The 21,750-nt window shown below is 60.8% G+C and carries 17 protein-coding genes, 1 tRNA gene and 1 other RNA gene; 9 read left to right on the forward strand and 10 right to left on the reverse strand.

Translation table 11 applies throughout. The features are described 5' to 3' along the window. On the reverse strand, window positions 1-858 hold an 858-nt coding region (locus tag HXO69_RS05060), incomplete at its 3' end, for an HtaA domain-containing protein (protein WP_296545686.1). A 237-nt stretch (window positions 859-1,095) separates the two neighbouring features. Between HXO69_RS05060 and HXO69_RS05065 the strand changes: the two genes are divergently transcribed. Next, window positions 1,096-1,758 (forward strand): heme oxygenase (biliverdin-producing), encoded by a 663-nt coding sequence (locus HXO69_RS05065; RefSeq protein ID WP_070825124.1) that lies wholly within the window; start codon window positions 1,096-1,098, stop codon window positions 1,756-1,758. Between the two features lie 139 nt (window positions 1,759-1,897). On the opposite strand, the gene purL is transcribed toward HXO69_RS05065, so the two are convergent. From purL to HXO69_RS05100, 7 genes are all read right to left on the reverse strand, one after another. Next, window positions 1,898-4,216, reverse strand: a complete 2,319-nt coding sequence (purL, locus tag HXO69_RS05070; protein WP_296545689.1) for a phosphoribosylformylglycinamidine synthase subunit PurL — start codon at window positions 4,214-4,216, stop codon at window positions 1,898-1,900. Window positions 4,217-4,241: 25 nt separating this feature from the next. Next, a complete protein-coding gene (gene purQ, locus HXO69_RS05075) occupies window positions 4,242-5,054 on the reverse strand; it encodes a phosphoribosylformylglycinamidine synthase subunit PurQ (RefSeq protein WP_005507195.1) in 813 nt (270 codons plus the stop codon). 5 nt (window positions 5,055-5,059) lie between these two features. Continuing rightward, window positions 5,060-5,311, reverse strand: a complete 252-nt coding sequence (gene purS, locus HXO69_RS05080) for a phosphoribosylformylglycinamidine synthase subunit PurS (protein WP_005507194.1) — start codon at window positions 5,309-5,311, stop codon at window positions 5,060-5,062. 122 nt (window positions 5,312-5,433) lie between these two features. After that, entirely contained in the window at window positions 5,434-6,384 is a 951-nt protein-coding gene (locus tag HXO69_RS05085) for a 3-methyladenine DNA glycosylase (protein ID WP_296545691.1), read from the reverse strand. Window positions 6,385-6,500: 116 nt separating this feature from the next. Then, window positions 6,501-7,796 (reverse strand): aspartate kinase, encoded by a 1,296-nt coding sequence (locus tag HXO69_RS05090; protein ID WP_070833300.1) that lies wholly within the window; start codon window positions 7,794-7,796, stop codon window positions 6,501-6,503. 188 nt (window positions 7,797-7,984) lie between these two features. Continuing rightward, on the reverse strand, window positions 7,985-9,112 hold the full coding sequence (gene recR / locus HXO69_RS05095) for a recombination mediator RecR (RefSeq protein WP_296545693.1): 1,128 nt from the start codon (window positions 9,110-9,112) through the stop codon (window positions 7,985-7,987). 180 nt (window positions 9,113-9,292) lie between these two features. Continuing rightward, the gene (locus HXO69_RS05100; protein WP_296545695.1) at window positions 9,293-12,091 is read right to left on the reverse strand and encodes a DNA polymerase III subunit gamma and tau; all 2,799 of its coding nucleotides are present in this window, start codon (window positions 12,089-12,091) and stop codon (window positions 9,293-9,295) included. Window positions 12,092-12,295: 204 nt separating this feature from the next. On the opposite strand from HXO69_RS05100, the gene ffs reads away from it, so the two are divergent. The 3 genes from ffs (at window position 12,296) to HXO69_RS05115 (ending at window position 13,189) form a co-directional block, all read left to right on the forward strand. Continuing rightward, an RNA gene (ffs, locus tag HXO69_RS05105) (signal recognition particle sRNA small type) lies at window positions 12,296-12,392 on the forward strand. Between the two features lie 265 nt (window positions 12,393-12,657). Continuing rightward, window positions 12,658-12,746: transfer RNA gene (locus HXO69_RS05110), tRNA-Ser, on the forward strand. A gap of 119 nt (window positions 12,747-12,865) precedes the next feature. After that, window positions 12,866-13,189, forward strand: a complete 324-nt coding sequence (locus tag HXO69_RS05115; protein ID WP_005507186.1) for a type II toxin-antitoxin system VapB family antitoxin — start codon at window positions 12,866-12,868, stop codon at window positions 13,187-13,189. 126 nt (window positions 13,190-13,315) lie between these two features. On the opposite strand, the gene HXO69_RS05120 is transcribed toward HXO69_RS05115, so the two are convergent. Both HXO69_RS05120 and HXO69_RS05125 read right to left on the reverse strand, forming a co-directional pair. Then, window positions 13,316-14,011, reverse strand: coding sequence for a TetR/AcrR family transcriptional regulator (locus HXO69_RS05120; RefSeq protein ID WP_296545696.1), 696 nt, complete (start codon window positions 14,009-14,011; stop codon window positions 13,316-13,318). 123 nt (window positions 14,012-14,134) lie between these two features. Beyond that, window positions 14,135-15,211 (reverse strand): hypothetical protein, encoded by a 1,077-nt coding sequence (locus tag HXO69_RS05125; RefSeq protein WP_296545698.1) that lies wholly within the window; start codon window positions 15,209-15,211, stop codon window positions 14,135-14,137. Between the two features lie 272 nt (window positions 15,212-15,483). Between HXO69_RS05125 and HXO69_RS05130 the strand changes: the two genes are divergently transcribed. The 5 genes from HXO69_RS05130 to HXO69_RS05150 all read left to right on the forward strand — a co-directional run bounded on the left by HXO69_RS05130 (window position 15,484) and on the right by HXO69_RS05150 (window position 21,617). Then, window positions 15,484-16,212: a queuosine precursor transporter gene (locus HXO69_RS05130; RefSeq protein ID WP_296545700.1), complete on the forward strand. Its 729-nt coding sequence runs from the start codon at window positions 15,484-15,486 to the stop codon at window positions 16,210-16,212. 107 nt (window positions 16,213-16,319) lie between these two features. Beyond that, entirely contained in the window at window positions 16,320-17,774 is a 1,455-nt protein-coding gene (locus HXO69_RS05135; RefSeq protein WP_296545702.1) for an amino acid permease, read from the forward strand. Between the two features lie 234 nt (window positions 17,775-18,008). Beyond that, entirely contained in the window at window positions 18,009-19,514 is a 1,506-nt protein-coding gene (locus HXO69_RS05140) for an amino acid permease (protein WP_296545703.1), read from the forward strand. 362 nt (window positions 19,515-19,876) lie between these two features. Then, window positions 19,877-20,389, forward strand: coding sequence for a thioesterase family protein (locus HXO69_RS05145; protein ID WP_296545704.1), 513 nt, complete (start codon window positions 19,877-19,879; stop codon window positions 20,387-20,389). A 106-nt stretch (window positions 20,390-20,495) separates the two neighbouring features. Further along, window positions 20,496-21,617 carry a phosphoglycerol transferase gene (locus tag HXO69_RS05150; protein ID WP_296545705.1) on the forward strand — a complete coding sequence of 374 codons (1,122 nt, stop codon included), beginning with the start codon at window positions 20,496-20,498 and terminating at the stop codon, window positions 21,615-21,617. The last annotated feature ends 133 nt before the right edge of the window (window positions 21,618-21,750 follow it).

A 21,750-nucleotide genomic window follows, 5' to 3' on the forward strand; every position in this document is an offset into this window, starting at 1 on the left:
GGAGGAGGGTGCCGCGGAGGTGGGGGCTGCGCTCGGTGCTGCAGAGGTGGGCTCGGCGGGCTTGGGTGCCTCGCTGGTCGGTGCGGAGGAAGGCTCGCTGCTGGGTTCTGCGGTCGGCGCTGCAGTTGGCTCGGTGCTGGGTTCAGTGCTGGGCTCAGGGCTCGGCGCGGGTGCTTCCTTGGTCACGATGGTTGCGGAGAAGCTGAGCGCATCCAGCTCCTGACCAGCCTTGTAGAAGCCCGCGAAGGCGCCGGTCGCCTCTTCGGAGAGCTTGACGCGGGTGCCGTTTTCCTCGTCAACGCTGGGCAGGGTGATGGTGTTACCCTCAACCTTCAGGCCGGAGGCGTTGAAGGTACCGATGGTCATGTTCTTGGTTTCGACCAGGTCGTTCGGGGTGGTGTTGCCGTTGTAGGGGCGCGACTGAACGTTGGCGCGCACGGTGCCCACGCCGTCCTTAATGGTGACGGAGAGGTCGGAGATGATGACTTCCAGCAGACCGTGGTGAGCGGTGTAGTGAATCGAGGAGCCGGTGAAGGTGACCGAGTATTCGCCGTTGGCTACGGTGCCTTTGGCGGAGGTGAAGTGGTAGGAGCCGTCTTCGTTGGTGGTGACGCCGGTCAGTTCCTGGGAGCCCTGGGAGAAGGGACCGTTGATGTAGGAACGGAAGGACTTCTTCAGGCCCCAGTTGACGGTGACGTCCTGCAGGCTCTGCTCTGAGGCTGCGGCTACCTCACCGGCGCTGACGTGGGAGTTGGTTTCAGCCGCGAAAGCCGCGGGTACGCCAGCGATGCCGCTGAGGCCGATGGTTGCCGAAGCCAAGAACGCCCAAGTGCGCTTGGTGAGAGAGGGGGTAGACATTCGGTGTCTCCTTGGATTCTGTGATTGTGGTGTTCGTATCAAGTCTAGCCCTATTAGCCTATGTTTGTGTAACTTAATGCCTAGGGTGACTTGTGTATGAGGTTTACCTTAGCAAATTTTTTGTGAGAGCTATTGCCAAAACCGGTTTTTGGTGACAATATGTCATTAACAGGTTTTGGTGACATTGTGTCACTAAAACATTTATTGTTCACCCACAAGCCACTTTAGGAACTCACCATGACTATTACTGCCCCCGAAACCACCCAGGAACGCTTCTCCGCACGCCTGAAGGAAAACACCAAGCACGTCCACGACAACGCTGAACACTCCACCTTCATGGAAGACCTCATGGGCGGCTCCCTCAACACCGAGGCATACCTGCGCCTCATCAACCAGTACGTGCACATCTACGAAGCACTCGAGGCAGTCTCCGAACACTACCGCGCAGAACCCAGCCCCATCACCGAACCCTTCACCCACCCCGGCCTCGACCGCGCAGAATACATCCGTGCAGACATCCGCGCACTCGGCCAGGACGGCGACATCGACGCGCCCCTGCCCGCAACCGCAGAATACGTAGAGCGTATCCGCGCCACCATCAACTCCCCCGAACGCTACCTCGCACACCACTACCTGCGCTACCTCGGTGACCTCTCCGGCGGCCAGGCAGTCGCAGCGCTCGTCAACCGCCACTACGGCATCCCCGCCGAAGCGCTGAGCATGTACCGCTTCACCGAACTGCCCAAGCCCAAGGTCTTTAAGGACGGCTACCGCGAACTGCTCGACAACGCACCCCTGACCGACGAACAGCGCGAAGCCCTCATCGAAGAATGCATCGAAGGCTTCCGCATTAACGCCTCCCTGTTCGCGCAGCTGGGCCGCAAGGTCGCCGAGGCATAAACCCAGAACGCGCATAAACAGAACGCCTCAACGCACAACCTCTCACCGCTCAACGCACAAGCCAGCGGGCATAACAAAAGGGGCGGATGCTTTCACAAGCATCCGCCCCTTTCGGCGTTAGTCTCAAACGAGTCGAAAACTAGCCCTTCGCAACCTCACCGAAGTAAGAAGCGAGAGTACCCTCGTGAGCTGCACGCAGCTCATCCAGGTCAATGGAAACCTCATCCTGGAAGTCCAGAGCGTTCGACTCAGCGTCCACCACACCAATACGTGCGAAGGGGAACTGGCGAGCGGTGCACATATCCTTGAAGCGCACCTCCTCAGAACGCGGAACCGAAACCACAACGCGGCCCAGGGACTCCGAGAACAGCAGAGTGAACAGGTCCACGCCGTCACGCTCAGCAACCTCACCCAGACCAATGCGGGCACCGGTGTTGAAACGCAGGCAAGCCTCCGACAGAGCCGCAGCCAGACCACCAGCAGACACGTCGTGCGCGGCATCAATCATGCCGTCACGAGACATGTTCACCAGCATGTCACCCAGCTGACGCTCCAGAGCCAGATCAACCTTCGGCGGCTGACCGCCCAGGTGACCCTTGAAACGAGCCCACTCGGAGCCGTCCAGCTCATCGCGAGTGGTACCCAGCAGGTAGATAGCCTGACCGTCATGCTCAGGAGCCCAACCCGAAGGGGTGCGGCGGGTGACGTCATCCATCACGCCCATCATCGCCACCACGGGGGTCGGGTTAATAGCTTTACCACCGGTCTGGTTGTACAGGGACACGTTACCGCCGGTCACCGGAACACCCAGCTCCATGCAGCCATCAGCCAGGCCGCGAACAGCCTCAGCGAACTGCCACATGACGTCCGGATCCTCGGGAGAACCGAAGTTCAGGCAGTCAGACACAGCCACGGGGCGTGCACCAACGGTCGCAACGTTACGGTACGCCTCAGCCAAGGACGCGCGAGCACCCTCGTACGGATCCAGGTAGGTGAAACGCGGGGAAGCATCGGTCGCCAGAGCAACACCGAGGTTGGTGTTCTCGTCCACGCGCACCACGCCACCGTCATCCGGCATGGACAGGGCGGTGTTGCCCTGAACGTAGCGGTCGTACTGGTTGGTAATCCAGGACTTGGAGCACATGTTCGGGGATGCCATGAACGCCTTGATTGCCTCGCCCAGCTCCTTGCCGCGCGGGCGGGAGTCGTCAGCAGCCGAACCGGTGAAGTGGTTAGCCTGAACGTCGTCCTGCCACTCGGGGCGAGCGTAGGGACGCTCGTAGGTGGGGCCGTCGTGTGCGACGGTGCGGGGGTCAACGTCCACGATGACCTCGCCGTCCCACTCGATGACCAGGCGGCCGGAGTCGGTCACCTCACCGAGGAAGGAGTACTCCACGCCCCACTTGTTCATGATTGCTTCGAAGCGCTCCACGTTCTCGGGGGAGACAACAGCCATCATGCGTTCCTGAGACTCAGACATCAGAATCTCGCCCGGGGTCAGGGTGGGGTCACGCAGCAGAACCTTGGTCAGGTCGACGTGCATGCCGCCCTCACCGTTAGAAGCCAGCTCGCTGGTTGCGCAGGAAATACCCGCAGCACCCAGGTCCTGAATACCCTCGACCACGGAGCCCTTGAACAGCTCCAGGCAGCACTCAATCAGAACCTTCTCAGCGAAGGGGTCGCCCACCTGAACGGCAGGACGCTTCGAGGGCTTGGTGTCGTCGAAGGACTCCGAAGCCAGCACCGACGCACCGCCGATGCCGTCGCCACCGGTACGCGCACCGAAGAGGACAACCTTGTTGCCCACACCCGATGCGTTCGCCAGGCGGATGTCCTCGTGGCGCATAATGCCCACAGCCAGTGCGTTGACCAGCGGGTTTGCCTGGTAGCAGGAGTCGAACTCAACCTCGCCGCCGATGTTCGGCAGGCCCAGGGAGTTACCGTAGCCACCAATACCGGCAACCACGCCGCCAATAACGCGGGCGGTGTCCGGGTGATCAATCGCGCCGAAACGCAGCGGATCCATCACAGCAATCGGGCGTGCACCCATCGAAATAATGTCACGCACAATACCGCCCACACCGGTCGCAGCACCCTGGTAGGGCTCCACATACGAGGGGTGGTTGTGGGACTCAATCTTGAAGGTAACAGCCCAGCCGTCACCAATATCGGTCACACCGGCGTTCTCACCGATACCGACCATCAGGTCCTTCTTCATCTCATCGGTGACCTTCGCACCGAACTGCTTCAGATGAACCTTAGAAGACTTGTAGGAGCAGTGCTCGGACCACATGACCGAGTACATTGCCAGCTCAGCCGCGGTAGGACGGCGACCAAGAATCTCCTTAATGTCCTCGAACTCGTTCTCCTTCAGGCCCAGCTCAGCCCAGGGGAGCTCGGTGTCCGGGGTTGCCGCCGCGTGCTCGACGGTGTCGAGGTTAAACTGCTTTTCGCTCATAACTTCTTAGAATCCTTGTCGTGCGTTAGCGGGCGTTAATCAGGTTGGCAAGAACCGAGGTGAACACGCCGAGACCATCGGCGCCACCGCGCAGAGAAACCTCACCAAAACCAGAAGAGGAAGGACCGAAGCCCGGCTCCACAGCGTGCTCCGGGTGCGGCATCAGACCGACCACGTTACCGCGCTCATTGCTGATACCAGCAATGTCATTACGGGAACCGTTCGGGTTGAAACCAACGTAGCGGAACACCACGCGACCCTCAGCCTCCAGCGCCTCCAGAGTCTTCGGGTCAGCAACATACTGACCGTCCTGGTTCTTCAGCGGGACAACAATCTCCTGGCCAGCAGCGTAATCGCTCGTCCAGGAGGTGGAGTTATTCTCAATGCGCAGAACCTGGTCACGGCAAATGAACTTGCGGTGATCGTTCTTAATCATCGAACCGGGCAGCAGGTGAGACTCAGTCAGAATCTGGAAACCATTGCAAATACCCAGAACAGGCAGGGGAGCGGAACCGGAGGTACCAGCAGCGTTAGCGGCATCAATCACCGAACGCATCACGGGAGCCTTCGCAGCAATAGCGCCAGCACGCAGGTAGTCACCGTAGGAGAAACCGCCAGGAATAATGACGGCATCAACGTTCTTCAAATCAGCGTCGTCGTGCCACAGCTCAACGACGGTACCGCCAGCCAGACGGACAGCGCGCGCAGCGTCACGGTCATCCAGGGTGCCGGGGAAAGTCACCACGCCAACGCGTGCATCAGCGAAAGCGGGGTTCGGGGAGTAGCTAGAGAAGTCGCCAACCAGGGGGACTTCAGTAGGTGCGAGGGACTCTGCCATAGGTATTAGTCCTCCAGAACCGAAACGTTCACAACGTCTTCGATGACGGGGTTCGAGAGCAACTCTTCAGCAGCCTTGCGGGCAGCCGCGAGGTGCTCCTCGGTTGCCTCACCCTCGACGGTCAGCTCGAAGCGCTTACCCTGGCGAACATCGACGAAAGAATCAACGCCGATACGGGGCAGCTCGTGAGAAATAGCCTTACCCTGCGGGTCAAGAATTTCGGGCTTGAGCATAACATCAACAACAATACGGGCCATGTGTGGGCACTCCTTGGGTGCGTGGGTTCTGTATGAGCCGTATCTCATCTTACCGTACTAACGACCGTAACGGGGGTATGCGTTCGGTTGTTGGATACCCTAAGAGGCTCGAATCACGTCTTTTACGCCTCGAGGGGCGGAAGATAGCGCTCGCACACCTGCAGCAGGCGCTCACGTAGCTCAATGGAACGCTCCGACAGTTCACGCTGAATGCGCACATACTCAGCCTTACCCTCGGTCGTCTCCACCGGAATCGGTTCGTATCCCCAGCTGCGAATATCGTAGGGGGCTGCGCGCATATCCAGTTCGCGCGCATCCCACGCCAGGTCGAAACAATCCATGACCAGGGCCGAATCAACCAGCGGCAGCAGCTTATACGCCCACTTGTACACGTCCATATTCGCGTGCAGACACGCGGGCTGCTCCAGAAAACGCTGGGATTCGCGGGTCGGCTGCAGTTCGTTCATCGGTGCTGCCTGCGGCATGAAGAAACGGAACGCATCAAAGTGCGAGCAGCGGATGCGGTGCTCCTCCACCACACGGTCCGTACCCTCCGCGCCCAGGCGCAGTTCCAGGTAGTCGTGGCGGATGTTGTTCTCCACCGACTTGTACGCCATCGCCCACTCGTGCATGCCGAAGCAACCGAACTGCCCCTTCTTCGCGGCGGTGTTGCGCAGGATTTCGTGGGTGAAGGCGAGGGCGGTAGCACGGCGCTCCACAAAACCGGTGACGTCCACCGTGACGGCGGAGGCGGCATCCGCCTGGGCGCGCGCCACCTCGGGGGTGCAGCCAGCGTCAAGGAGCTCCTGCTCGGTTGCAGACCGGTAGAAACGCCAGGAGGCGCGCTCGGGCGCATCCAGCAGAATGACGCCGGCGCCGGGGTGCCAGCGCTTGAACTGGCCGGGCTTGAGCGTGTAGTAGGTGAAGAGGAAGTCTTCCACGGGGTGCACTTCGTGGCGGGCGCGACGCTGCGCAAACGGGTCGGCGTATCGGCCGGCACGCGCCTCATGCGCCGCCTCTGCGGCACGCCACTCGGAGCCATCCATCACCTGGGAAAACACAACACTACTCATGCTTCTAGAGTAGAGCACCCGCACGCCCACACATACACAGAAAAAGGGGAGGGGCGGTACTGGAATAAACCAGCACCGCCCCTCCCGAAGCGTACAGCTCACAAACGAGCTAAACCCTAGCGGCCAGTACCACCGTAAACAGTAGCCTCACCCTCAGCATCCAGACCGAACGCAGTGTGCACCGCGCGAACAGCCTCATCCAGCTTGCTCAGCTCAGTAATCACCGAAATACGGATCTCAGAAGTCGAAATCATGTCAATGTTCACGCCAGCAGCAGACAGCGCCTCAAAGAAAGTGAACGAAACGCCGGGGTTGGTCTTCATGCCGGCACCAACCAGCGACAGCTTACCAACCGACTCGTTGTAAATAACCTCCTGGAAGCCCAGCTCAGCCTTAGCATCCTCCAGGGCCTTCAGCGCGGTCGGGCCCTGCGCCTGATCCAGAGTGAAGGAAATATCGGTCACGCCCGGGCGGTCAGTGGGAACGTTCTGAACAATCATGTCCAGGTTCACCTTCGCCTCGTTCAGCAGGCCGAACACCTTCGCTGCCGAACCGGGAACATCCGGAACACCAACAACGGTAATCTTTGCGCGGGTGCGATCGTGCGCAACACCAGAAATCAGGGGCTGTTCCAAGGGAATCTCCTTCAGATGGGTGGGGGTCAGTTCCGCGGACTCCTCCGGGATCACAATGGTGCCTTCAAGGTTCGAGAACGAAGAACGCACGTGAAGCTTCAAATTAAAACGACGAGCATACTCGACACTGCGCAGGTGCAGAATCTTCGCACCATTCGCCGCCATCTCCAGCATCTCCTCGCTAGTGACGGTATCCAGCTTGTGCGCGGTCGGCACGATGCGCGGGTCGGCGGTGAACACGCCGTCCACGTCCGAGTAAATCTCGCACACATCAGCCTTCAGAGCAGCCGCCAACGCAACAGCGGTCGTATCGGAACCGCCGCGGCCCAGAGTGGTAATGTCGCCGCTCTGACGGTTCATGCCCTGGAAACCAGCCACAATCGCAATGTTGCCAGCCTCAATCGACTCACGGATACGGTCCGGGTTGACCTCCACCAGGCGCGCAGAACCGTGCACGCCGTCGGTAATCATGCCAGCCTGAGAACCAGTGAAAGACTGAGCCTTAGCGCCCAGGTCGTTAATAGCCATCGACAGGATGGCAGTCGAAATGCGTTCACCGGCAGTCAGCAGCATGTCCAGCTCGCGGGAAGGAGTGACATTGCTGGTGACTTCTGCGGCAAGGTCGAGCAGCTCATCGGTGGTGTCACCCATAGCGGACACCACGACGACCACATCGTTACCTGCCTTCTGAGTGTCCACGACGCGGCGGGCAACGCGCTTGACGCCCTCCGCATCCGCTACGGAGGAACCGCCGAACTTTTGGACGATCAGGCTCATAGATATCTCCAGGTCAGTTACTTTGTGTGCTACCGGCAGACGCCGGCTCCTCATTTATAGTAGACGGCGTTCAGTGCAAGCGGCGAACTGCGCCCCCGTATGTATTGCCCCGTGAAATATTACGTAGTATTACGCGGTGGCGATGCGGGGTGCGGAGGCGGGTACAACAAGCCAGTAAAGGCGAGTTTTTAGGTCCACGGGTTCACGTAGGTGACACCCGGCAGCGGCGGAACATCCGGCTTCGGGGTGCGCAACGGGGCGTTCTGAATCGAGCGGATCTTCTCCTCGTAGTCGGGGGTGCGGAACACCTCCGGAGCATCTTCCGCCTGCTCGGTTGCGGGCGCCTCAGTGGGTTCGGAGACGGGTTCGGAGGCGGCGCTCGCCGGAGCCTCCTCGGCGGAGTCTTCGCCCAGGTCAGGGGTGGATTCTGCGGCGGGTTCAGTATCGGCAGGGGAGCCCTCATCGCGGGATTCCTCAGCCTCCTGCAGAACCTGCTCAATCAGCTGCTCATCCACCGTGCCCTGCACGCCCTCAGCCTCCTGCGGGGCGGGAACGGCAGAATCTTCAGAATCCAGGTCGTCGAACATGCTCGAATTCCAGCGGCGACGGTTCTGCTTCGCCTCCTGAGCCTGAACCTGAGCCGCCTGCTCACGTTCCTGCTCCTCCTCGCGGTTCACGCGCTCAAAATCCTCGGCGGCAGTGTGAGCCACCGCCGTGCCCTCGCTAATGACGCGGCGGCCCTCCAGCGCGCGGCCCAGGGTAATCTCGTCCGCGTACTCCAGGTCACCACCGACCGGAAGACCCGACGCCAGGCGCGACAGACGCACACCCAGCGGCACGAGCATGCGCGAGAGGTAGGTTGCGGTCGCCTCACCCTCAAGGTTCGGGTCCATCGCCAGAATAATCTCCTGGATGCGCTCATCCGCCAGGCGGGACACCAGCTCACGGATACGCAGCTGCTCCGGGCCCACGCCCGCCAGCGGGTTAATGGCGCCGCCGAGCACATGATAGCGGCCGGTGAAAGAACGGGTGCGCTCAATCGCGACCACGTCCTTGGACTCCTCAACCACGCACAGCACGGACGGGTCGCGGCGCTCATCACGGCAAATCGAGCACAGCTTCGTCTCGGAGACGTTACCGCACTCCTCACAGAAGCTTACGCTCGTCTTCACCGTGGAAATCGCGTTGGCTAGGCGCGCCATATCGGCAGCGTCCGCATTCAGAATGTGAAAAGCGATGCGCTGAGCCGACTTGGGGCCCACGCCTGGCAGGCGGCCGAGCTCGTCAATGAGGTTTTGAACTGCTCCCTCGTACATGGCTTCTCCTTCTGATGCGGTGTGTTGTGCTGATGTGTTGCTCTTGGGCGACGTTATGAGTATGCACCCAACCCCTGACAGTTTAGGGGCGTTTCGCGTAGCGAGTATGCGGCGGGAATGAGTGCGCCCGCCATCGGTGCGATGGCGGGCGCGGCACTTTCCGGGTGTTAGGTTCCCGGATTAGGGCTGGTGCAGGGGGCGTTCGTCAATGACGGTGCCACCAATAATTTTTTCGATAGCGCGCAGACCGATGAAGGTGCTGTTTTCGACCTTCTCGTCATCCTCAGAGACGTAGTCCTCATCGGATGCGGCGCGTGCCGGACGAGCAGCCTGTGCCGGTGCTACAGGTTCTGGTGCAGCGGGCTGCTCGGGCTTTTCTTCGCGTGCCGGCGCGTTATCGACTGGCGCGTTATCAGCCTGAGCCACCTGCGGGGGAGTAGCCAGCGGACCCGCCGGAGCAATCGGTGCTGCGGGTGCAAGCGGACCTGCAGGCTCAACCGGAGATGCGAGCGGACCAGCCGGTGCTACAGGTTCAGCGTAGGGAGGCTCATCCTCAAAAGGGGGCTCCTCCTCGTACGGCGGTTCCTCCACGTGAGGGGGCTCCTGCGAGAACGGAGGCTCCTGTGCATGCTGGGGTTCCTGTGCATGCTGGGGCCCCGGGGCGCTTTCCTGCTGCGGAACTCCACTGCCGGATGCGGCAAAGGAATCACGCTCACCAAAACCACCCGCCGGGCCTGCCTGTACCGCCGGAGCCTCCTGAATCGGTGCCTGCGGGGCAACCTGGGGTTCGGACGCGAGAGGACCAGCCGGGGCAGCCTGCTGGGGTGCCTCCTCGGGGGCGCTCTGCGGAATCGGGGCAACCTCCCACGCACCCAGGGGCGCATCCACGCTCGTGGACTCGGAGCTGTTTGCGCCGGTCAGCGGCTGACCGTGGCGACGCCACGCATCCTCACCGCCGCGCGGACCATCAGCCAGAGGCGCCGGCTGAGAGGGCTGCGGGGGAGTCTGCTGAACGGGCTGCTGAGGTGCCTGCGGTGCAGGAACCGCCGTAGCAGGGGGCTGTACGGGGGTAGGCTGCGCTACAGGCGCCGCCGCCGGGACGGGCTTAGCCTGCTCGCCGGGCTTTGCCACCTGAGCATGAATGGTCACCTGACGGCGCAGGAACTCGCTCACGCGGGCAGTCAGCTCGGGCACAAAGCCCTTGACCGCGCGCAGGGTCGCAATGTCGGCGCTCACGTACAGGGTTGCGCCGTCCATGCGGGCGGGGCGAACCTTCATCAGCTGCTCCGCTGCACCGGGAACGCTCATTCGGTTAAGGATGGCGCGCCAATTGCCCTGGACCGCCGACAGCGGGTCATTCGGGTCAAGCTTCAAAGGCGCGGAGGGGGTGGCCGCCGGAGCGACTGCAGGAGCGGCCGGGGCATTCGGTGCCTCTGCAACATTGGGCGCCGCAGGGGCGTTACCCGCCAGGGGAGCACCGGTCGGAGCTGCAGGTGCCTGAGTTGCAGGTGCTTGTGCTGCCGGTGCCAGGGGCGCAGTGCTAAGCGGGGCGCCAGAAGACTGCGGGGTAGCCGCAGCAAGAGGCGCACCAGCCAGCGGGGGAGCACCCGCGCTGGCCTGCTGAGAACTGCCCTGCTGAGAGCCGCTCTGCTGAGGGGCTGCCTGCTCCTGAGAAGTCTGGGGTGCAGACACCTGGGTCTTAGGAGCCAGGCCAGCCGCCGCCATACCCGCCGCGCGAGCCGCAGACATGCCGCCCTGCGCCGGGGCAGAACCAGCAGAACCCGCGGAACCAGCAGCACCAGAAGCCACGCGGCGCTCCAAAACCTGCAGGCGAGAAGCCAACGCCGCAACCTCAGCGCCACCGGCAGAACCCTCCACCGCAGGCAGAAGCAGACGAGCACACAGCAACTCCAGCTGAAGCTGCGGATTCGCCGCACCCGTCATACCATTCAGAGTCTCATTCGCCGTACCCGCAGCAACCGTCAGCTCACGCTCACCCAAAGCCTGAGCCTGCTGACCCAGACGCTCCAACTGATCCTGCGGAAGACCCTGCAAAATCTGACCCGCAGCCTGCGGAACAGCCTTCACCACAATCAAGTCACGCAGACGCTCCAGCAGATCCTCCACAAAACGGCGAGGATCCTGACCGGTCGCCACCACACGCGACACCGCGCCAAAGAGAGTCGGCGCATCCTTCGCACCCAACGCATCAATGACCTCATCCAGAAGCTGCGCATGGGTATAACCCAGCAGCGCCACCGCACGGTCATACTCAATACCGTTCTGCGACGACGCACCAGCCATCAGCTGGTCAAGAATCGACAGCGAATCACGCACCGAACCGCCGCCAGCGCGAATCACCAGCTGCAGCACGCCCGGCTCAACCGGCACCTGCTCCTGATCGCACAGGCTCTGCAGGAACGGCAGAAGCACCTCCGGCGGAACTAGGCGGAACGGGTAATGGTGAGTACGCGAACGAATCGTACCCAGCACCTTATTCGGCTCGGTCGTCGCGAAGATAAACTTCACGTGCTCCGGCGGCTCCTCCACAATCTTCAGCAGCGCATTGAAACCCTCACGGGTCACCATATGCGCCTCATCAATAATGAAGATCTTGTAACGGTCACGCACCGGCGCCAGGGTCGCGCGCTCACGCAGGTCACGGGCATGATCCACACCGCCGTGGCTCGCCGCGTCCATCTCAATCACGTCAAGGGAACCGCCGCCATCACGCGACAGCTCACGGCACGAATCGCACACACCACACGGAGTCGGAGTCGGACCCTGCGCACAGTTCAAGCAACGCGCCAAAATACGCGCCGACGTGGTCTTACCGCAACCACGCGGGCCCGAAAACAGGTACGCGTGATTCACACGGTTCTTCTCCAGAGCGACCATAAGAGGTTCGGTCACGTGCTCCTGCCCGATAACCTCAGCAAAGGTCTCGGGGCGATAACGACGATAAAGGGCAGTGCTCACAGCAACCTCTTCAACTCGGGGGTGCGGATAGGACAATCCCTACCATTTTAGACGCTTTACCCCCGGCCCGAGAGGCCTGCCGTCACCGGCGAACACACCACCACAACAGCACTACCCCGGATGCCCACCCGGGTGGCATGTACGCCCACAGAAATACCGCGGATGCACCGAATTCCCAAGAACCCAAAAATCCGGTACACTGGTTCTTGCCTCTTACGTGGCGTTATCTTGGAAAACTCCCCCAGGACCGGAAGGTAGCAAGGGTATTCGAGCTATGACGGGTGCGTAAGGGGTTTTTCTATGCCCAAAATCAGGCACCTGGGTAGTTCACGCCCGTCATACCCGTCTCACTGTCGTTCGACGGCTTCGGATCCGGATTTGATTCTTCGCGCGCTCAGAATCCGGATCCTCAGCGGGTGCGTAGGAGGTTTTTTCATGCCCAAAAACAGGGGTACAAGCACCCATAAATGTGCTTTCTGTTACTTTTATCGTCTAGGGCTTGCATGCTTCGCAAAAGCGTAGTAAAGTTTTATTCGTTGCCTACGCAATGCGTAGGAAACATAGCTGGAGGATTCGCCTAGCGGCCTATGGCGCACGCCTGGAACGCGTGTTGGGTTAACAGCCCTCGGGGGTTCAAATCCCCCATCCTCCGCCACCGATCCCCGGTCTTAGATTCTAAGACCGGGGATTTTTTATACCCTTGGTACTATTTCTTCAGAACCCCCACGGTTCCACGCGCCGCCGAGGCGCCCCATACCTGCAGAAAGCACCACCATGATCTTCAAAAAAGTAGGCGACAGCCGCCCTTACCCGCAGCACGGCATGACCCACGCCGACTGGGGAGGAATCCCGCCGCAGCAGGTACGCCTCGACACCCTCATCACCACCCAGAAGACCCTCAACCTCGAAACCCTACTCGCGGAAGACTCCACCTTCTACGGCGACCTCTTCCCGCACGTCGTCAAATGGGGTGGCGAACTCTACCTCGAAGACGGCGTGCACCGCGCGCTCCGAAACGCGCTGCACCGCCGCGCCGTCATGTACGCACGCGTGCTGGACCTGGACTCTATCTCCCCGGCGCTGCTGCCCGGCGCGTAAAAACCCACCCGAATATAGAAAAAGCCGCGGACCGATGCAATGAAGTATCAGGTCCGCGGCATTCTTATGAACGTATAACTGCGCTATGTTTCGCGGTTCAGGTTCCGCGATTCAGAGGTGCCACGCTTAGGATGCGACCTTCAGGCCCGCCTCCTGCAGCGGGGACTGCTCCGGCAGAGACTCCTCGGAGTCCAGGCGAACCGGGTTGCCCTCGGCATCAAAACGCGCGCCCAAGCCCATCTGAATAAAACGGATGGTATTCAGAATCTGACGCTCGCGGGTCTCCTCATCCGGCGCGTCCTCGGCGCGGCCAGCGCTCGAAGAGAGCGAACCGTGCACGAGCATCGCCAGTTCGCGAATATCGTTCTTAGGAATGTAGTTCTCAGCAATGGCGGCAGAGAGAATATGCGCCAGTACCATCTGCAGCTCGTGCACGTGCTTGCCGAGCTTTGCGTAGGACTCGGGGGAGAGCATGGAGCGCATCGCAGGGCCCGGGGGCAGGTGGCGGCGCGCCAGGTCGTTGATCTGCAAGCGAATGTACACGGCGAGCTGGTCAATCGGGTTTTCGATGCCCTCCAGGCCGACGCGCAGCTCGTTGAGGAAACGTTCGGTCTCGTCTAGGGCGTAGGCGACCAGCAGTTCGCCCATGTCAGCGAAGTAGTTGTAGACCGCAGTGCGGCCGATGCCGGCGTTCTTGGCGACGTCGGTCATGGTCAGGCCGGAGAGGCCGCGGTTGTAGAGGATTTCGCCGAAGGAGTTGAGGATGGCGCGCTTGGTGTTTTCGCGCTGGGCGGCGTTGGTTGCTGCAGAAATACGAGGCATAGTGACACTCTACCCCAAATCGTCAGCAAATGACGAATTTATTGAATGTGTCACCAAGAAATTTGCGTAATCCATGCGAATTTTCATGTTTATGACAAAACAACCTGTGACAAAACGCAGCCCCTACAGGAACCCCAAACGCGTAGCCGCCGCCAAATCAGCCCCCACCAGCGACGCAATCGGATACCCCGTATGGCCACGCCCCGGAGTCACCTGCAGAAGAGTCCGCGCCCCCAAACTCTCGTAGAACGCGCTGCCCTCCTGCGCTGCAATACGCGCCGACCAGCTCCCCTCAGAACTTGTCGCCATGCGACGACGACCAGACGGCGAACGCCCATCCAGCACACCCACATGCCAGCTCATCAGCAGGCGCTCATGCGAAGAAGGATTCAGCGCAGCCTGTTCACGCACCCGTTCCGGCACGCCGTCAGCGCCGCCGCCGCCGATGAAGGTCGCGCCGCCTCCGTGAATCCACTCAACATCGTGCGAAAGCAACTCATAGCTAAGGAACTCCGCGCCTCCCGAATAGCCTGCAAGCCAGACGCGGCTCATATCCACCCCGTACGCCAGGGCAATCTCCTCAATGAGGGCGCGGACCATCCTGCCGTTTGAGCGGGCGCGAACCCACCAGTTATAGGTCAGCGGAGGCGCATAAGAGCCGGCATCGGTCAGGCGCGGCTCCCGCAGGCTACCCGGCGAGAGCACCGGCACGGACAGCATGTTGAACTCAGCCGCCACCTGCGCCAACTCTGCACGCAACGGCGAAGTGCGGCGCAGCAGACGACTACCGGCACGGGAGAGATGATCACCATCAAAATAGAACAGCACACCGGGCGCAGACTCAGACTCGGTCAGAAGGTGCAGGTTATCGACCCGGTAGTAGATATTGCGCCCGCGATGCGTAAACGACCGGTAGCCGAGAAGCTCAGAGGACGCCAGCAGCATCGGCTCCAACAGAGAAATGCCGGCACGAACCGCATGCGCCGCATAGGTCAGTAGCGGATGCAACCGCGGGATATGTGCGCTCAGCCGCCGCTGATTGCGGTGCCGCCTCTTCTGCACTCGACGCGCAGAACGTCGTATCGAGGCGCGTAGAGCACGACCCGTACCCGCTTCCAGCAGGGATGCGACCTGCTCAGTACGGTGAGCGCCGCTGCGGTAAACTCCGTTGCGGTGAACTCTGCGGCTCAGTCTCTTCATACCTCCATTGTAAATGTGTGGGTTCTGCCGCTATCGGGATGGGATGGTACCGCAGGCATCCCACACCGGGTAACCGGGTGCATGCCGCGTCCACACTCTTGAAAGAGGCGCAGAAACCTGCCGCCGCCACGGCATATAGGTACTATTAGATAGGCTCGGGTGGCAGACGAGCCGGTGAGTAGCGCCCTGCATAGCGCGCTCACCCACCACGCGTGAGGGCGGTGTCCTCGCGTCAAGAAACACATCGCATGAAGAAAGACTTGGGGAAAGTAATGGCTAAACCCGTTAGCGAATCTAAGGCTCAGACGAGCACCGTTAAGGTGCCCTGGGCTGGTCGCCGCGGCTACTTTGATCTGCTGCTGGGCGCGTCCTGCGTCATCCTGATCATTTCGAATATTGGTGCAACCAAGGGCGTGGAGTTCGGTCCGCTGCCCTTCGAACTGCCCCTCATCGGTAACACCATCGTCACCGATGGTGGTTTCTTCCTTTTCCCTCTCGCCTACGTTATTGGTGACCTTCTCTCTGAGGTGTACGGCTTCAAGCGTGCCCGCCGCGCCATTGTGGCGTCCTTCAGCTCGGCTGCTTTTGCTGCCCTGTGCTTCCTGCTGATTGTGCACCTGCCGCCGGCAAGCTTCTACACCGGCCAGGATTCGTTCGCACAGGTTCTCGGCCCGGTCTGGCAGATTTTTGCGGGCTCCCTGCTCGGCTACCTTTTCGGTCAGACCCTGAACGCCTGGGTCATGGTAGCGATGAAGAAGGCATGCAAGGGCCGTTTCCTGTGGCTGCGCATGATTGTCTCCACCCTGGTTGGTGAGCTGCTCGACACGGTCATCTTCTGCTCAATCGCCGCACCGGTACTCGGCATCGACACCCCGGAAGCGTTCATCAACTACGTGCTGATTGGCTATATCTATAAGTGCCTGGTCGAGGTGCTCCTCATGCCGATCAGCTACCCGATTATTGGTTGGTTCAAGCGTCACGAACTGGAGTACGTGGCATAAGCTAACCTCCTTACAGCTGATGTGCAGAGCCGCCCGGCCTAACGCCTGGGCGGCATTGCCATTTCAGACTTGTTCAATACACAGCATGTATAAGAAAGAGATGCGTTATGTCTAAACTGCAGGGGAACACCCCCGAGCAGTCGGAGAAGAACGACTCGTTGAATCGTTCCCTCTCCCACGGCCAGTTGACCATGATTGCGATGGGCTTGGCGCTGGGTACGGGCCTGTTCCTGGGCTCCTCCTCCGCCATTAAGATTGCGGGCCCCGGCGCAATCCTCTCTTACGCTATTGGTTCGATGATTGCGGCAACCATTGCTGCGTGCGCGGGTGAAATGTCCGTGCGTCACCCCGTCCAGGGCGGTTTCGGTACCATTGCCAGCCGATACCTGAACCCCTTTAGTGGCTACCTGACTCGCTGGGCGTATTGGGCATGCACCGTGCCGCTGGCGGGTGCTGAGCTGGTGGCGGTTGGCCACTACATGGCGTACTGGTTCCCGGATGTTCCCCTGGCTGTGTTCGTTGCTCTCTTCGGCGCGATTATTCTGGTGCTGAACCTGGTGAGCGTGAAGTCCTTCGGCGCCTTGGAGTTCCTGCTCTCGTCGATTAAGGTTTCTGCCGTCATCGTGTTCATGGTGATTGGTGTGCTGCTGGTGTTCGTGGGTCTGCCCGGTCACGCTGCGGCGGGTACCGCTAACCTCGTGAACGACGGCGGCTTCCTGCCGAACGGCCCGGCATCTATCTGGATTTCGATGGCTGTTGTCATGTTCTCCTTCGGCGGTGTGGAAATGATTTCCCTTTCCGCAGCGGAGGCGAAGGACCCGGCACGCTCAGTGGCAACCAGCGTGAAGGCAATGATTTGGCGTCTGTCCACCTTCTACGTGGTGTCCATGGCGATTATTCTCTGCCTGGTGCCCTGGCAGACTGCCGCGCAGAACTCGGAGCTGACCGAGTCGCCGTTCGTGCTGGTCTTCTCTGAACTGGGTATCCCCTTCGCAGCGGACATCATGAACTTCGTGGTGCTCGTTGCTGCGCTCTCGGGTGCGAACGCCTCCCTGTACGCGGCAACCCGCCTGCTGCACGCCCTGGGCTCTGACCGTATGGCTCCCGCAGTGGCTGCCCGCACCTCCTCGCGCGGTGTGCCGGTCGTGGCTCTGCTGATTTCCTTCACCGGCGTTGTTGTGGCGACCGTGATGGCTGTTGCCAAGATTGGCGACATCTTCGCCCTGCTCATGGCGCTGGTGACCCTGTGCATCCTGATTGTGTGGATCATGATTCTGCTGACCTACCAGGCGTACAAGAAGGACCAGAAGAACGCATCCTCCTTCACCGTGCTGGGTGGCCGCGTCACCGCTGGTCTGGCTCTGACGGGTGTTCTGGCGACCCTGGCGGCAATGTTCATGCTGCCCGGCTCTGGTGTTCAGGAATCCATCATGGTCGGCATCGTCTTCTTTGTGCTGATTTCTATCGGCTACGCCATCTCGTCGAAGGTTCAGGGCGGTTATGAGCGCCCCGACCTGGACGCTATGCACGCCGACGAAGACACCAACGCGGCACAGCACTAAATAGCGTGAAAGCCTCGCGAGGCTGAACCTGAAAAGGCACCGGATGGGGGAGCGCCCCTGCCCGGTGCCTTTCGCTTTCTGCGGGTTCCGGCGGCGCCGTTCTGAACGGCTCGGGCGTGCCCGTAGAATAGTTAACTATTCGCACCTGTCACCGAGGATATGAGGCCGCGGGAGCCGGGTGCGAGCACACATTGCACATCACGCCCCTAAGGCGTACTGACGGAAGGCACCTTCGTGTCCCACAACGACGATACCCGCAGCCAGGCTGCAGCGGGGACCGCCGGGCAGCGCACCCTGAAGCGTTCTCTGTCCCACGGACAGATGACCATGATTGTGATGGGTTCCGCGCTTGGTACGGGCCTCTTCTTGGGCTCGGGCACCGCCATCGCGATGGCTGGTCCTGCGGTCATTCTCACTTACGCTATTGGTTCTGCGCTCGCTTCGGTGATTGGTGCGGCAACCGGTGAAATGGCGGTTCGCTACCCTGTCCGCGGCGGTTTCGGCACTATCGCTACCCGCTACCTGGGCCCGTTCGCGGGCTTTTTGACTCGCATCGCCTACTGGACGGCGACTGTTCTGATTGCCGGTGTTGAGCTGGTGTCGGTGGCGACCTACCTCAATTATTGGTGGCCGCAGCTTCCCCTGTGGACGGGTATTGCCGCGTTTGGTGTGGCGCTGATTGTGCTGAACCTGACGAGCGTGAAGTCCTTCGGCATGCTGGAGTTCTTCCTCTCCTCCATTAAGGTCATTTCGATTGTTGCCTTCCTGCTGGTGGGTCTGTGCCTGATTTTCTTCGGTCTGCCCGGCCACGCTGCGGTGGGTACCGCGAACCTCTTCAACGATGGTGGTTTCATGCCGAACGGCCCGCAGTCGGTGTGGCTGTCGCTGGCTGTTGTGATGTTCTCCTTCGGCGGTATTGAGATGATCTCGATTTCTGCCGCGGAGGCGAAGGATCCCTCCCGATCGGTGCGTTCCTCGGCTAAGGCGATGATGGTTCGTCTGGCGACCTTCTACGTGCTGGCGGTCCTGATTGTTGTGGCTATTATTCCGTGGCGTTCGGCGTCGGGTCTGGGCGATGCGGTGGAGGCTTCCCCGTTCGTTCTGGTCTTTGAGCAGCTGGGCGTGCACGGCGTGGCGCACTTCGTGAACTTTGTGGTGCTGATTGCGGCGCTGTCGAGCGCGAACGCGAACCTGTACGCGGGTGCGCGTCTGATGCACTCGCTGGCGGTTGACGGTATGGCGCCTATCCAGCTGGCTCAGGTGAACCGCGCTGGCGTTCCGGCTCGTGCGGTATGGCTATCGACCAGCGGCATGGTCATTGCTATTCTGCTGGCGCTGTACAGCCCGAAGGAAGCGTTCCTTTCCATGATTTTCGTGATTATGGTGTGCGCGCTGACCGTGTGGGTTCTGATTCTGTTCGCCTACATTGTGTACAAGCGTGTTGAGCCGGCGACCGATGGTTTCCGCCTGTGGGGTGGCCAGTTCACCGCTGCTGTCGGCGTTCTGCTGCTCTTCGCGGTGTGGGTTGCGCTCTTCATGGTGCGCGGTTCCATGATTCCGGCTGTGGTGGGTGTGGGCTACTTTGTGGTCCTGAGCCTGCTGTACTTTGCTCGTATCCGCCATACTCACGTGATTGATGAGCAGACCTTTGTGGAGGCTCAGCAGGCAACCGGCGAGTATGACGCCATGAAGTACGACGCCGACCATGCTCTGGAGACCGCGGCGAAGCTGGGCCGTTAAGAACTGCGGTTCTGCGCTCTGGGAGCTTTGTTCCCTGAGGCCTTGATCAGGGTAGTCCGCGGCTAGTGCGAGTAATAAACGAAAAATACGGAAACTTTTCGGAATTCCTCGTAATAAACCCGTAAAAATACCGTGGGCTCTCAGAGCGGGTCTATGATAGACAGTGAACCGTATGATCTTGTATGCGTTCAAATGTCTGTGTGTTGGATGAGGCTCGAAAGCATCGTAGCTTTCGAGCCTCATCATTTTAATTTCTGAACATATTTTTAGAGCATTAAACCTAGATAATGTGTTCATTTGCTTTATAGTGCGAACCTGTGTGAACAGCCCCCTCAAAGCGGCGGGGGAGTAGAGTTAAAACCATGCAAAGCCACGAAAACACCCCCGAAAAGAACGCCGCCTCTGAGGCTGGTACCACCGACGAACTGCTGGTGCACGTTCCCGCCCGCTGGGGCGACATGGACGCTTACGGCCACGTCAACAACGTTGCAATCCTCTCGGTCATGGAAGAAGCCCGCGTGGCGCTCTTCGGCCCGCCTCCGTCGTCCGGTGAGAAGCCAAGCGTGGCACCGCAGCCTCCGATTCCGCTGTTCGAGCTGGTCGCCGAGGGCGTGCAGGCACTCATCGCCGAGCACGGTATCCGCTATCTGGCTCAGCTACCCTACACTGGCGAGCCCGTACCCGTGTGCCTGCGCGTGGAGAAGGTCAGCGCCGCCTCCGTGCGGATTGGCTACTCGATTCTCTCCCCGGTGGATGGCCGCGAATGCGTGCGCGCCTTTACCGTGCTGGCGTTCTGGGACTCCATCGCGGGGCAACTGACTCGACTGACCCCCGAGCAGCGTGAACTGCTGAGCTCCTACCTGCCGCAGAAGTAGAGGCTGGCGCTCCGCTGTAATAAACCGAATCTTGAACGGGGTGAAGCGTATGCTTTAAATACCTTCTGCAAAGGGTGCAAAAGGTTCATTCCCGGGAGAGATAACGATGTCGTTTCACCACACTCAGGCAGGCCCCGCCGGTTGGGGCCGCCGCACGATGCGCGCTACCGGATGCGCCGCCGCCCTGCTCCTCGCCCTGACCGGCTGCTTCGGCGGTTCTCAGAGCGAAAACTCCTCGTCGACCCCCAGCCCCTCCGGCACGGCTAACCACTCGAAGTACCCGCTTCCTTCCTCCACGGCGTCCCCGTCGCCGACGAAGAAGACCGAGCCGACCGTCACCGAGACTCAGGTGCCGGCTCCCGCAGAGAGCGCCGAGGCGAAGGCATCCGAGTCCTCCGCACCCGCTGATGCGAAGGAAACCCCCACCGCGGCAGCAAGCCCCACCGGTGACACTCCTCGCGCGCCCGAAAAGGTGGAGGCTGAACGCGCCTCCGCCGGCGAGCGCTGCGGACACATCGGACGTAAGGGCTACCTGAAGACCGGCGCGGAAATTATTGTGCTGCGCGGTACCGTGGACTGCGCCCACGCACTGGATGTGCTGACCGAGTACGTCACCACCCCGCGTGCTGACGACAACCTGACTCAGCATCAGGTTGCGAAGGTTCAGGATGCCACCTGCTACTGGAACCCGCAGTACGAGATGGCGGAGAACCGTCGTGAGGACCGCGGCGCCCCCGAATGCACTATTGGCGAGGATGTCGTCTTCGTGGCTCGCCTGCAGAATCCGGACGCTCCCGACATTCCGTTCCTCATGGATTCTGCCCGGTACGATTCCGGTGCCGGCTACTACCGTTTCAAGAGCTACGATGAGCGCACCGTCTGCGAGTTGAATCCCGCTGAGTCGACTCTGACCTGTGAGCGTCGTCTGGGCGGTCAGCTCACCGATGGTAACGGTGCGGTGGGTCGTACCTTCTCGGCGCCGGTGCGCATCACCCGCATGAATTTTGCTACGGGTGCCTACGATGAGCGCGTGGAGGATGTTGCCCCCGCGACCCTGCATGCTGAGAGCACGACTGCGAACACGCTCATGTTGCGCCCGAATAATGTGACGACATTCCCCGCTGCTTCCGGCAAACAGATTACCTGCTACGGCGAGCCGGAGGATGGCATGATGACCTGCCACGATGGCGGAACCTACTCGGTTCCGATTGGTGGCGGTCAGTTCTAAAACGGAGCGCGCGGGCATAATGGTTTGTCGATAGCTCAGGAGGGGCTCCCTGCAATGCCGGGGAGCCCCTCCTTTTGTGCTCTTGGGGCTATTTCGCGAGTCCTTGAGATGTCATATCCACATAGCTAGCTCA

Origin of the sequence: Rothia sp. (in: high G+C Gram-positive bacteria) (assembly GCF_015265375.1) — a bacterium.
GTDB lineage: Bacteria > Actinomycetota > Actinomycetes > Actinomycetales > Micrococcaceae > Rothia.